This window comes from Polynucleobacter sp. UB-Tiil-W10 (assembly GCF_018881605.1).
Lineage (GTDB): Bacteria > Pseudomonadota > Gammaproteobacteria > Burkholderiales > Burkholderiaceae > Polynucleobacter.
This window is the reverse complement of the sequence record NZ_JACVPZ010000001.1, coordinates 351,027-363,608: the sequence shown is the minus strand read 5'-3', so window position 1 is coordinate 363,608 and position 12,582 is coordinate 351,027. Positions and strand designations below refer to the sequence as shown.

The window sequence follows — 12,582 nt, the reverse complement described above, 5'->3', positions numbered from 1 at the left end:
ACTAATGACTATCATTAATCCTGCAAGCAATTACGGCACCGTCACTATTGTTGGTGTTGGTTTGATTGGTGCATCTTTAGGGTTGGCGCTTAAGCAAGCTGGCGTAGTTACCAAAGTGTTGGGCGTGGGTCGAAGCAAGGAAAATTTGGATCAAGCACAAAAGATGGGTGCGATTGATGAAGTGGTAGATTTGCTTGAGGCTGCTAAGCAGTCTGATGTGATTGTGCTTTGTGTGCCCGTTGCGCAAATGCGCGCTGCCTTTGAGGTAATTGAACCACATCTTGAGCCCAGAACAATGATGACCGATGCTGGTAGCACTAAAGGCGATGTCATCTTGGCCGCAAAGGAAGTATTGGGTAAAAAGGCATGTCAGTTTGTGCCAGCACATCCTATAGCTGGCGGAGCACAACATGGAGCTAGTGCAGCCAAAGCCGATTTATTCAAAGGCAAGCAAACCATCATTTGTCCTCTGCAAGAAAATTCTCCTGAAGATACGGCTTTAATAACGGGATTTTGGGAAAGCGTTGGCTCTGAGGTAAAAAAGATAGGTGTCGTACAGCATGATGCTATTTATGCAGCCGTTTCACATTTGCCACACATCTTGTCTTATGCCTTGATGGCCAGCGTAGTGAACTCTGAGGATGCTGATCAAAAGCTGAGTCATGTAGGCGCAGGTTTTAAGGATTTCACACGCATTGCTGCTTCAAGCCCAGAAATGTGGCGTGACATCTGCTTAGGTAATCGCACGGCAATTCTGAAAGAGTTGGATCAATATTTGTTGATCGTCAATCACATGCGCAAACTCATTTCTGAAAATGATGGCGCTGGCTTGGAGAAGCTATTTAATAAGGCTAGCAAGGCGCGTCAAGATTTGGATGTGCTTTGATGAGTGGTTTGCCAGACATTACCATTGGGGCATTTAAACAAGCGCAAGGCGCTATTGTTTTGCCAGGGTCTAAAAGTATTTCTAACCGGGCACTGCTGCTTGCAGCCCTCTCGTCAGGCACAACAACCCTGAAGAATTTATTAGATGCCGACGATACCCAAGTGATGCGTAATGCTTTGCGTCAATTGGGTTTATCGGTTACCGATCAAGCAAATAATGTTTGCGTGGTTGAAGGGTGTAGTGGTCAATTTCCGGTGCGTGAAGCAGATCTCTTTATGGGAAATGCAGGTACTGCGATTCGTCCGCTGACTGCAGCATTGGCAATGCAAGGTGGAAATTACCGTTTATCTGGGGTTGCTCGCATGCATGAGAGGCCGATTCGAGATTTAGTAGATGGCTTACGCCAAGTGGGCGCCAAGATTGATTACGAATTACAAGAGGGCTATCCTCCAATCAAAATTTCAGCAGCAGATATTCAGATTAAAGATGTCGTTAAAGTGCGCGGTGATGTATCTAGCCAATTCTTAACGGCATTACTAATGGCTTTACCGTTAGTTGCAATCGAACCTGTGCGCATTGAGGTGATTGGCGAGCTTATCTCACGCCCTTACATCGACATTACTTTAAAGCTCATGGCGCGCTTTGGTGTGAATGTTGCTTGTCCTGACAAGCAGTCATTCATCATTCCTGCAAAGACATCTGACGCTGTTTATATGAGTCCTGGCCAATTGTCTGTAGAGGGTGATGCCTCTTCGGCTTCTTACTTCCTGGCTCTAGGCGCTATTGGTGGCGGTCCCGTGAAAGTTTTAGGTGTTGGCAAAGACAGTATTCAGGGTGATGTTGCATTTGCTGATGCGCTTGCACTCATGGGCGCCAAGATTACTGCTGGTGAAGATTGGATTGAAGTTGCTGGAGTCAAGAATGCCAACGGCAAACTTCATGGCATCACGATTGATTGCACAGAAATTCCGGATGCTGCAATGACGCTTGCCGTCGTTGCCTTATTTGCAGAGGGCCCGACCCGCTTAAATAATATCGCTAGCTGGCGCGTTAAAGAAACCGATCGAATTGCGGCGATGGCGAAAGAATTAAAGAAAATTGGCGCCGTTGTTGAAGAGGGTGCTGACTATATTGTTGTTCAGGCCCCTACATCAGAAAACGATTGGAAGTCACCAAGCGAAGGCATTGATACCTACGATGACCATCGCATGGCGATGTGTTTCTCACTCGCCGCATTTGGTCCAAATGCACTCAAGATCAATGATCCTCATTGCGTAGCGAAAACTTTTCCAACTTATTTCGCTGAGTTTGCGAAAGTAGTGAGTTAACCCACATTTATTTTTGATGAGTCTCCCACCAGTCATCGCTATTGATGGGCCTACCGCCTCTGGCAAAGGGACGGTTGCTTCATTAGTCGCAGAAAAGGTCGGATTTCATTATTTGGATAGTGGCGCCCTCTATCGTTTAGTCGCTTTAGCCAGCGAAAAACACGGAATTGATGTCAAAAATGGGCCAGAACTAGGTCTTTTAGTTCCTAAGTTACTGATTTCATTTAAAAATGGGCAAATTTTCCTTAATAATGAAGATGTGACTGACAGTATTCGGACTGAAAGTATTGGTTTAAGGGCTTCAACTTTGGCGGTTCACCAAGAGGTCAGAGCTGCTTTAGTGGGTCTACAGCACAGTTTTCGACAACTTCCAGGCTTGGTGGCTGATGGCAGGGATATGGCTAGCGTCATATTCCCGGATGCAGTTTTGAAGGTTTTTTTGACTGCAACGGCCGCCGCCAGAGCCGAACGTCGCTATAAGCAATTGATAGCTAAGGGAATTTCTGCTAAACTTGATGACTTGCTGCAAGATTTGCAAGAGCGCGACGCCAGAGACAGTAGTCGAGGTGCCGCCCCCTTGTTAGTTGCAGACGGTGCAAAAGTGCTTGAAACATCAGATTTGTCGATAGATCAAGCAGTTAAGACGGTTTTGAATTGGTATCAATCCGCAATTGCCTAGTTTTGTAAGTAGTTAAGTAGTTGGCTGTATGCAGTAGTTTTGGTGTCTTAAGAAACTCCACAACGCGACCTTTTCATTAGCGTGTTTCTTTAAGGCTTTTTTAACCTAACCCGTCAGGCCTTCTGGCGGCACAAAGTGAATACACATGTCTGAATCATTTGCAGAATTATTTGAAGAATCATTAACCCGATCGAATATGAAGACCGGCCAAGTTATTTCGGCTGAAGTTCTTCGCATCGACCATAACTTCGTCGTTGTTAACGCTGGCTTAAAGTCTGAAGCGTTTATTCCTGTTGAAGAATTCCATAACGACGCTGGCGAGATTGAAGTTGCTCCTGGTGATTTCGTTTCTGTTGCTATTGACGCTCTTGAGAACGGCTATGGCGACACAATCCTATCCCGTGACAAAGCGAAACGCTTGGCTTCATGGATGAATTTGGAAAAAGCTCTCGAGCAAGCTGAGATTGTTACCGGTACTGTTACTGGTAAGGTTAAAGGCGGCTTGACTGTGATGGTTAACGGTATCCGCGCATTCTTGCCTGGATCACTTGTTGATACACGCCCAATCAAAGACACCAGCCCTTACGAAGGTAAGACGATGGAGTTCAAGGTTATCAAGCTTGACCGTAAGCGTAACAACGTAGTGTTGTCACGTCGTGCAGTGGTTGAAGCTAGCCAAGGTGAAGAGCGTGCTAAGTTGATGTCTAACCTTAAAGAAGGCGCTGTTGTTACTGGCCTCGTTAAGAACATCACTGATTACGGCGCATTCGTTGACCTCGGTGGTATTGATGGCCTCTTGCACATCACTGACTTGGCATGGCGTCGTGTGCGTCACCCAAGCGAGATGTTGACTGTTGGTCAAGAAGTTACCGCTAAGATTTTGAAGTTCGATCAAGAGAAGAACCGTGTTTCACTCGGCGTGAAGCAGCTTGGTGATGATCCATGGGTTGGTATCGCTCGTCGTTACCCACCGAACACCCGTTTATTCGGCAAAGTAACCAACTTGACTGACTACGGTGCATTCGTTGAAATTGAGTCTGGTATCGAAGGTTTGGTACACGTTTCTGAAATGGACTGGACCAATAAGAACGTTGCTCCAAGCAAAGCTACAGCATTGGGAACCGAAGTTGAAGTAATGGTTCTGGATATTGATGAAGACAAGCGTCGTATTAGCTTGGGCATCAAGCAGTGCAAAGCTAATCCATGGGAAGAGTTCTCACGTGCACAGCAAAAAGGCGACAAGTTAACTGGCGCAATCAAGTCTATTACTGACTTTGGTGTGTTCATTGGCTTGCCTGGCGGTATCGACGGTTTAGTTCACCTCTCAGACCTCTCATGGAATGAGCCAGGAGAAGAGGCTGTTAAGAAATACAAAAAAGGTGATGAAGTTGAAGCCACTGTTTTGGCAATTGATGTTGAGAAAGAGCGTATCTCTCTTGGTATCAAACAATTGTCTGGTGACCCATTCAATAACTACACATCTGTCAGCGACAAGGGTAGCCTCGTTACTGGTACTGTGAAGGCTGTTGATGCTAAGGGTGCAACGATTCACTTGGCTGATGAAGTTGAGGCTTACTTGCGTGCTTCTGAGATCTCAACAGATCGCGTTGAAGATGCACGTAATGTATTGAAAGAAGGCGACAGCGTAACTGCCATGATCATTAATATTGATCGTAAGTCACGCGTTATCAATCTTTCAATCAAAGCAAAAGACAGCTCTGATCAACAAGATGCTATGAGCAAGCTCCAAGGTGATGCGCAGTCCGGCACAACCAATTTGGGCGCTTTGTTAAAAGCAAAATTGGATAATCAAGGCTAAATCAATATCGCCGCTTTCCATTGGGGAGGCGGCGATTTTTTATTGATAGATCATGACAGATCAAGAGCAACAAGCAATTACCCGCTCCGAACTAGTGGAGAGCCTTGCGGAACAGTTTCCGCAGCTTTTGCCTAGAGACGTGGAGTTGGCGGTAAAGACTTTGCTGGACACAATGACTCATGCTTTGGCTGAGGGTAAGCGCATTGAGCTGCGCGGCGTAGGTAGCTTCGTGCTTCACCATCGTCCTGCTCGTACTGGTCGCAATCCAAAGTCTGGTGAGAAAGTATTGATTCCAGAAAAACGCGTTCCGCACTTTAAGCCTGGCAAAGAGTTACGCGAGCGAGTTGATTACAAGCCTTTGAAACAGGCGGGCCCCAAAGAGGGTTCTGGTGCCTAAGATTCAGGCTCAACCTCAGTGGTCCATTCGGGCCATTTTTTTATTTAAATTCTGCATACTATGATTCAGATAGCTACCGCTTGGTTATTGCTGCTGCCGGTGATGTTTGGCATCGGTTGGTTGGCGGCACGCTGGGATTTGCGCCTTGAAAATCGCATGGATGAGCGTGAGCGTATGCGTCAGCAGCGCTCAACATTTAAGGGCTTAAGTCTTTTGCTGAATGAGCAGCCCGATCAAGCTATTGAAACTTTGGTCAAAATTGCACAGTTAGATCCAGAGACAATCGAGCTTCATTTTTCATTGGGTAACTTGTTCCGTCGTCGTGGCGAGACTGAGCGGGCTATTCGGGTGCATCAGCACTTAGCAAATCGCGATGACTTAAAACCACGTGATCGAGATCACGCAGCCTATGAATTGGGCCGTGACTTTCTGCGTGCGGGTTTGCTTGATAGAGCAGAGGCCTCATTAAATCGTGTGGGCAATGGCAAATATGCAGAGCCCGCAAAAGAGAGTCTATTGGAGATGTATCAAATTGAGCATGATTGGAAAAAAGCCATCATCGCCGCAAGTGAGCTAGAGGGTATACAAGGTAAATCGCATCATACGGAAATCGCGCAATTTCACTGCGAGCTTGGTCAAGAAGCATTGCGCCGTAAAGATTTAGTAGAAGCAGAGCAATCGATACAACGCGCTTTGCAGGCAGAACCCAATCATGCCCGCGCTCTGATTTTGCAGGGTGATTATTTAATGGCAATGGATCGTCCCTCTCAGGCGATTGAGGCTTGGAGTTTGATTGCCAGTGCTCATCCTGCATATATGCATTTATTGGCAGACCGTTGGATGCTGGCTCATACCGCAATTAATAAAGCGGATGAGGGCTTAGATCGTCTCTGCGAGTTACTGAAAACCCAAGCCACAGGTGAGTTGCTCGACATTGTGCATAAACATCTCATGAAAATACGCGGCCCTCAAGCGGCTAATGTCATGTTGTCTGATGTGATGCAGCATTCACCAACCTTGATTGCCTTATCTAAGCTGGCTGAAACTCGTCTTGCATTAGAGGAGGGTAGCGCTAATCCAGAGAGACTTCTGGAGTTGCAATCGATTCTCAATTTGTTGCGCCAACGTACAACTAGCTTAGCTCGCTATACCTGTGGCAATTGCGGTTTTAGAGCGAGAAGATTTTATTGGCAATGTCCCGGCTGTAATCATTGGGAGGCATACTCCCCAAGGCGAAGTGAGGGAGTCGCGCCTAGCGGCCCTTCGATGTAAGCAGTTTAATTAAATGGTCATGATTTGACGTTGTAATAATGTATATCACTATAAAATTTTTGGAGCTCATTTGAAAGTCACCATCATTGGAAGCGGTTACGTAGGACTCGTTACAGGCGCCTGCTTAGCTGAGCAGGGCAACAATGTCTTTTGTGTTGACGTAGATCCTAAAAAGATTGAGATACTCAATTCTGGCGGCGTACCTATTTATGAGCCAGGCCTTAAAGAGATGATTGAGCGTAATAGAGCTGCTGGCCGTCTGCAATTCTCTACCGATATTGCTGCGTCTGTAGCTCATGGCGAGATTCAATTTATTGCTGTTGGCACCCCACCAGATGAAGATGGTTCAGCAGATCTTCAATATGTGGTGGCTGCTGCTCGTAATATTGGGCGCCATATGACGAATGCTAAGGTCATTGTTGATAAATCAACTGTTCCAGTAGGTACTGCAGATAAAGTGTCTGCAGCCATTACAGAAGAGCTAGAAAAGCGAGGCCTCTCACCAGAGTTATGCTCTGTGGTCTCTAATCCTGAGTTCCTAAAAGAGGGTGCTGCAGTAGAAGACTTTATGCGCCCAGACCGGATTGTGATTGGAACGCAAAGTACTCCAGCAGGCCAAAAAGCCAAAGAGCAAATGCGCAAGCTCTATGCTCCTTTTAATCGCCACCATGAGCGTACCTATTACATGGATGTGAAAAGTGCTGAGCTGACAAAATATGCTGCTAATGCGATGCTAGCTACCCGTATCTCTTTCATGAATGAGCTGGCTAACTTAGCTGACTTAGTAGGTGCGGATATTGAGGCTGTTCGACAAGGCATTGGTTCAGACTCACGAATTGGTTTTGGCTTTTTATATCCAGGAACGGGTTATGGTGGTTCATGCTTTCCTAAGGATGTCTCAGCCCTATCCAAAACTGCTAAAGAGCACGGCAGGGATTTGAAGATTCTTGATGCGGTAGAGGCGGTAAATGAGTTGCAAAAGTACATCTTGGTTGAAAAGATCGAGAAGCGTTTTGGTAAAGATCTCAAAGGAATGAAGTTTGCGCTTTGGGGATTAGCCTTCAAGCCTAATACCGACGATATGCGCGAAGCTCCAAGCCGAGTCATCATTGCAGAACTTGTTAAACGCGGCGCTCAAGTAGTTGCTTATGACCCAGTCGCAATGCCAGAAGCTAAACACTGCCTAGATTTAGACTTTAAAGATAGCCCTGAAGGCCGTAAGCAAGTATCAATGACCGATGATCCTATGACTGCATTGGATGATGCAGATGCCTTAATCATTGTGACTGAGTGGAAAGCCTTTAGAAGTCCGGATTTTGAGCAAGTGATGCAAAAACTCAAGCGCGCCATCATCTTTGATGGCCGCAATTTATATGAGCCAGCTTCTATGCAAGAATTAGGTATTGAGTACCATGGTATTGGGCGACATAATTAAGCAGTACCAAGACAAAGCGAATAATTAGAAAATATAAAGATTCATATGGAAAAAGCAAATCGCGAACAGTTCTCCAAGGCCCGCCTACTAGTGGTGGGTGATGTCATGCTGGATCGCTATTGGTTTGGTGATACCAATCGCATTTCTCCAGAAGCGCCTGTACCAGTGGTGCAGGTTTCTAAGATTGATGAGCGTCTTGGTGGCGCTGCTAACGTAGCCCGTAACGTTGCAGCACTTGATGCTAATGCAACCATTCTGGGTATTGTTGGTAATGATGAGCCTGGTAAACGTGTGGTTGAATTGTTAAAAGCGGGTGGTGTCGATAGCCAGTTAGAAATTGATGCGGACGTTCCGACTATTGTTAAATTGCGCGTTATTGCTCGCCAGCAACAGTTGATTCGTTTGGACTTTGAAGAAACGCCAAGTGCTAAAGCGCTTGCTCACAAGTTAGAGCGTTTCGAAAAACTGGTTGGCGATGCTGATGTGGTGATTCTTTCGGATTATGGCAAGGGCGCTTTAGGGCAAGTAGCCCATATGATTGCCCAAGCCAGAGCACAAAACAAAATGATTCTTGTCGACCCTAAGGGCGAAGATTACGAGAAGTATCGTGGCGCTACTGTATTAACGCCTAATCGTAGCGAACTACTCCAAGTAGTTGGCAAGTGGACTAGCGAAGAAGATTTAACGAAGAAGGCCCAAGATCTGAGAAAGTCTCTTGATTTGCAGGCGTTGCTCTTAACGCGCTCTGAGGATGGAATGAGTCTGTATACCGATGCAGGTGTGAGTCATGTAAAGGCGCAAGCACGCGAGGTATTTGATGTCTCTGGTGCTGGCGATACCGTTATCGCTACTTTGGCTGTGGCTTTGGCTGCGAAGTGGCCTTTAGAAAAAGCCATGGCACTTGCAAATCGTGCGGGTGGCATCGTAGTTGGTAAGCTAGGAACTGCAACCGTTACTTCAGAGGAATTACAGTGACTATTATCGTAACCGGCGCAGCAGGATTTATTGGCGCAAATATTGTTCAGGCGCTCAATGCGCGTGGTGAAAAAAATATCATTGCTGTAGATGATCTTCGTCCTGCCGATAAGTATCGGAACCTCGCAGATTTAGACATCATTGATTATCTTGATAAAGATGAGTTTCTAGAGGCGTTTAGAAGTGGTCGCTTTGGTAAAGTCCGGGCAGTCTTCCATGAGGGGGCTTGTTCCGACACCATGGAAACTGATGGTATTTTCATGATGGCCAATAACTATCGTTACACCATGGATCTGTTGGATATCTGTACAGAGCAAAAGGTTCAGTTGCTTTACGCTTCATCAGCCGCTACTTATGGCGGATCAGAAGTTTTTGTAGAAAGCCGCGAACACGAGAAGCCGCTCAATATTTATGGTTACTCTAAGTTCTTGTTTGATCAAGTCATGCGTAAGCGTTTTGCAGAAAAAGCAAACACAGCTCAAGTGGTTGGTTTCCGCTACTTTAATGTGTATGGTCCTCGCGAGTCTCATAAGGGTCGCATGGCGTCCGTAGCCTTTCACCAATATCACCAATACAAAGCCAATGGCCACGTAAAACTCTTTGGTGAGTACGGTGGCTATGGTCCTGGTGAGCAAAGTCGTGACTTTGTTTCGGTTGAGGATGTAGTCAAGGTAAATCTATTCTTTTTAGACCATCCAGAAATTAGCGGCATATTCAATTTAGGTAGTGGTCGTGCGCAACCTTTCAATGATGTGGCGCATGCGGTGGCTAATGCGATGCGCAAGCTTGATAAAGCAGCACCTGCAAGCCTGCAAGAATTAGTCAAAGAAAAAGCCATTGAGTACATTCCGTTTCCAGATGCCCTCAAAGGGAAGTATCAATGTTTTACTCAGGCGGATCTCACTAAGCTTAGGGCTGCAGGCTATACAGAGCCCTTCCTCAATGTTGAGCAAGGCGTAGGAAGATATATTGAGTGGCTGGAGGTCAATGCTGGTTTCTTGGCCAACCCCTTGTAAGCCAGTCAACAGAATTAGCCTCTCTTCGTTGTAAACGATCCACGCGCACTTTGTGCCCGTGGATTTTTTATTCACTACAGGAGAGAGCATGACGAGGAATTTAAATTTAGGTAGATGCTGGAGTCTAGTTAGGGCTGCAGCTCTAACATTCGCTGTATTAGCTTCAAGTGCTGGGGCGGCATATGCTTCACCCATTAACGTCAATACTGCCACTCAAACCGAGCTTGAGAGCATCAAAGGGATTGGCCCATCTAAAGCAAAAACCATTATTGCTGAGCGTTTAGATGGTGGGCATTTTCAGGATGCTAATGATCTGCAAAAGAGAGTACGTGGTATTGGCATGAAATCAGTAGAAAAAATGGTGGACAACGGTTTAACGATCGAGGCTCCAAGCTCTTTTCGGGAGCCGAATGGCCGTACAAAGAAAGAGGGCGGGGCATCTGGTCGACGCCATTCGCGTAATCAAGCTAGTCCTCGCAATCAGCAGGAACGTGCGGGAGCAGGGCGCAGAAATTAGACCCTTTCGTGTATAGGCTTGCTTATGGCTAAAATGGCTTCATGAGCAAACCTTCCTACCTTACTATTTCGCAAACAGTGGGCAATACGCCTTTGGTGCGCTTACAGCGTATCCCTGGTTTGGAAAACGAGAATCGTAACAATGTGATTTTAGGTAAGTTGGAAGGAAATAATCCAGCCGGGTCGGTAAAGGACCGACCTGCGCTGTCGATGATCTCACGCGCACAAGAGCGCGGTGAAATTAAACCTGGTGACACTTTAATCGAGGCGACTAGCGGTAATACGGGCATTGCCTTAGCAATGACTGCGGCTATGCTTGGCTATAAGATGATTTTGGTGATGCCAGAAAATCAAAGCATTGAGCGTCGTCAAAGTATGGCGGCTTACGGCGCTGAACTCATTTTGACTGCAGCATCTGGTGGTATGGAATTTGCGCGAGATTACGCATTGCAATTGCAAAGAGAAGGTCGCGGCAGATTGCTTGATCAATTTGCTAATCCAGATAATCCCAGGGCACATATTGAAACGACTGGCCCTGAGATTTGGCGTGATACCGATGGACAGATTACGCATTTCGTTTCTGCTATGGGTACTACCGGCACCATCACTGGGGTGTCTACCTATCTCAAATCAATGAATCCCGCGATTCAGATTGTTGGCGCACAACCAGAAGATGGCTCTCAGATACCAGGTATTCGGAAGTGGGCGCCTGAGTATCTGCCTAAGATTTATCAGGGCGATAAAGTTGATTTAATCGAGTACGTTTCACAAGCGGATGCAGAAGAAATGGCTCGTCGCTTGGCGGCTGAAGAGGGTATCTTCTGCGGCATCTCCGCCGGCGGTGCTTTGGTGGTGGCCCTTCGGATTGCACGTCAAGTTGAAAACGCTACGATCGTCTTTATTGTTTGCGATCGTGGTGACCGCTACCTATCTACTGGAGTATTTCCGGCTTAAGAGGTCTTTGCCTTTTTCTTTGGGCTTGATTTCTTAGATTTAGATTTTTCAGTGGTTGCTGTAGGTCTATTGATTTTGTTCGAAGTTTCTACTGGCACTACGCTTTGGTTCCTATAACCCAAGGCCTCCGCAAACTCAGCAACACTTTGGGCATAAAAGTAACTCCGGTTGTATTGCACAATCGTCAGAAAGTTATTCAAGCCTACAAAATATTGCACTTGGTCTGAGCCATCTTTATCGGGATAGGGTAAGTCAACAATAAAAGCTTTGCTTTGAGGTTCAACACCACCAGTTTGAAGGTCGCCCTGTTGCTTAGTGAGGATGCCTTTTTCAATCAGTTCCTGAACTGTGTATTTCAGTTGCGGCTCGCCATCTGCTAATAATTTTGCCTCACTAATTGCGTTAGCTTGCACTGGAAAAGAAATCGGCATACCGGGTTGCCAACCATGTTTTTTCATGAAGTTAGCAACACTGGCAATGGCGTCTTTTGGGCTTTGTTTGAGATCGATGCGTCCGTCCCCATCGCCATCAACCGCAAAGCTTCGAATACTGCTGGGCATAAACTGTGGCAGGCCTATAGCGCCCGCATATGAGCTGTTCTGATTCAGGCAGGCACTAAAGCGTGCGCCATTAACACCTTGGCTACTATTTTGAGAAGGCAATTTGCCGCCTGCTTCAGTCCAGCACATGAGAATCAGTTCTTTGAGTTGATCCTTGAAGAGTTGCTCTCGAGCTGGTTTATTGGGGGTATCGGGGTAGCTAAAGGCCAGGGTAGACAGAACATCCTTAACCCTGAAGTTGCCGGTTTGGCGTCCATATATTGTTTCGATGCCAATAATGGCCACAATAATCTCAGCGGGTACCCCTGATTCCTGCTCAACTTGGCTTAAAAAGGCCTGGTTTTGATCCCAAAAGGCCTTGCCAGCCTTCAGGCGGACGGGCTCTATAAAGCGTTTACGATAAACCAGCCAATTTTTCTTAAAAGTCCCCGATGGGGGTAATACCAATTTGCGAATTGAAGGAACCGTTTTAGCATCTAGGAAGCCCATTTCTAGCGCTGGGAGCGGGATTTCTTGGGTCTGGGAGACTTGCCCTAGTAGGTCATTGAGATTTTGGCTAAAGCGAGCCTCTGTGAGTGCATCATCAGTCTGGTTTACGATGGGCTGTTGCGATTGGCTTGGTTGTGTTGGGGCGCTAGAGCACCCTGCCAGAGCAAGAGCAAAGAGTAGGAAGGAGATGCGAAAGTTCATGCAGCGGGTATTGGATTTTCGAATGTTGAGCACGTTTTATCAGATTATAAAAATT

The 12,582-nt window shown here is 46.4% G+C and carries 11 protein-coding genes and 1 pseudogene; 11 read left to right on the top strand and 1 reads right to left on the bottom strand.

Going from position 1 to position 12,582, the window contains the following annotated elements; translation table 11 throughout:
- Nucleotides 1-4 precede the first annotated feature (4 nt).
- From ICN33_RS01755 to cysM, 11 genes and pseudogenes are all read left to right on the top strand, one after another.
- Complete coding sequence (locus ICN33_RS01755) at nucleotides 5-886, top strand: prephenate dehydrogenase/arogenate dehydrogenase family protein (RefSeq protein ID WP_216193974.1); 882 nt, start codon at nucleotides 5-7, stop codon at nucleotides 884-886.
- 8 nt (nucleotides 887-894) lie between these two features.
- Entirely contained in the window at nucleotides 895-2,214 is a 1,320-nt protein-coding gene (gene aroA / locus ICN33_RS01750; protein ID WP_216196507.1) for a 3-phosphoshikimate 1-carboxyvinyltransferase, read from the top strand.
- Between the two features lie 16 nt (nucleotides 2,215-2,230).
- Nucleotides 2,231-2,893: a (d)CMP kinase gene (gene cmk / locus ICN33_RS01745; RefSeq protein WP_216193972.1), complete on the top strand. Its 663-nt coding sequence runs from the start codon at nucleotides 2,231-2,233 to the stop codon at nucleotides 2,891-2,893.
- 145 nt (nucleotides 2,894-3,038) lie between these two features.
- The gene (gene rpsA, locus ICN33_RS01740; protein ID WP_068324328.1) at nucleotides 3,039-4,712 is read left to right on the top strand and encodes a 30S ribosomal protein S1; all 1,674 of its coding nucleotides are present in this window, start codon (nucleotides 3,039-3,041) and stop codon (nucleotides 4,710-4,712) included.
- 52 nt (nucleotides 4,713-4,764) lie between these two features.
- Nucleotides 4,765-5,103, top strand: a pseudogene (locus ICN33_RS01735) (integration host factor subunit beta); the annotation flags it as partial.
- A gap of 66 nt (nucleotides 5,104-5,169) precedes the next feature.
- On the top strand, nucleotides 5,170-6,381 hold the full coding sequence (gene lapB / locus ICN33_RS01730; RefSeq protein ID WP_216193971.1) for a lipopolysaccharide assembly protein LapB: 1,212 nt from the start codon (nucleotides 5,170-5,172) through the stop codon (nucleotides 6,379-6,381).
- A gap of 70 nt (nucleotides 6,382-6,451) precedes the next feature.
- A complete protein-coding gene (locus tag ICN33_RS01725) occupies nucleotides 6,452-7,816 on the top strand; it encodes a UDP-glucose/GDP-mannose dehydrogenase family protein (RefSeq protein ID WP_216193969.1) in 1,365 nt (454 codons plus the stop codon).
- 45 nt (nucleotides 7,817-7,861) lie between these two features.
- Nucleotides 7,862-8,791: a D-glycero-beta-D-manno-heptose-7-phosphate kinase gene (gene rfaE1, locus ICN33_RS01720; protein WP_216193967.1), complete on the top strand. Its 930-nt coding sequence runs from the start codon at nucleotides 7,862-7,864 to the stop codon at nucleotides 8,789-8,791.
- Nucleotides 8,788-9,807: an ADP-glyceromanno-heptose 6-epimerase gene (gene rfaD / locus ICN33_RS01715; protein WP_216193965.1), complete on the top strand. Its 1,020-nt coding sequence runs from the start codon at nucleotides 8,788-8,790 to the stop codon at nucleotides 9,805-9,807. Before rfaE1 ends, rfaD begins: the two co-directional genes overlap by 4 nt.
- Nucleotides 9,808-9,895: 88 nt before the next feature.
- Nucleotides 9,896-10,324: a helix-hairpin-helix domain-containing protein gene (locus tag ICN33_RS01710; protein ID WP_255530517.1), complete on the top strand. Its 429-nt coding sequence runs from the start codon at nucleotides 9,896-9,898 to the stop codon at nucleotides 10,322-10,324.
- A 41-nt stretch (nucleotides 10,325-10,365) separates the two neighbouring features.
- Entirely contained in the window at nucleotides 10,366-11,277 is a 912-nt protein-coding gene (cysM, locus tag ICN33_RS01705; protein ID WP_216193963.1) for a cysteine synthase CysM, read from the top strand.
- On the opposite strand, the gene ICN33_RS01700 is transcribed toward cysM, so the two are convergent.
- Nucleotides 11,274-12,527, bottom strand: coding sequence for a lytic transglycosylase domain-containing protein (locus tag ICN33_RS01700; RefSeq protein ID WP_216193961.1), 1,254 nt, complete (start codon nucleotides 12,525-12,527; stop codon nucleotides 11,274-11,276). The genes cysM and ICN33_RS01700 overlap by 4 nt on opposite strands.
- Between the last annotated feature and the right edge of the window lie 55 nt (nucleotides 12,528-12,582).

Bases quoted from the DNA above. Each gene is read 5' to 3' on its own strand.
- ICN33_RS01755 (WP_216193974.1), top strand. From the start codon at position 5: ATGACTATCATTAATCCTGCAAGCAATTACGGCACCGTCACTATTGTT.
- cmk (WP_216193972.1), top strand. From the start codon at position 2,231: ATGAGTCTCCCACCAGTCATCGCTATTGATGGGCCTACCGCCTCTGGC.
- rpsA (WP_068324328.1), top strand. From the start codon at position 3,039: ATGTCTGAATCATTTGCAGAATTATTTGAAGAATCATTAACCCGATCG.
- lapB (WP_216193971.1), top strand. From the start codon at position 5,170: ATGATTCAGATAGCTACCGCTTGGTTATTGCTGCTGCCGGTGATGTTT.
- rfaE1 (WP_216193967.1), top strand. From the start codon at position 7,862: ATGGAAAAAGCAAATCGCGAACAGTTCTCCAAGGCCCGCCTACTAGTG.
- ICN33_RS01710 (WP_255530517.1), top strand. From the start codon at position 9,896: ATGACGAGGAATTTAAATTTAGGTAGATGCTGGAGTCTAGTTAGGGCT.
- cysM (WP_216193963.1), top strand. From the start codon at position 10,366: ATGAGCAAACCTTCCTACCTTACTATTTCGCAAACAGTGGGCAATACG.
- ICN33_RS01700 (WP_216193961.1), bottom strand. From the start codon at position 12,527: ATGAACTTTCGCATCTCCTTCCTACTCTTTGCTCTTGCTCTGGCAGGG.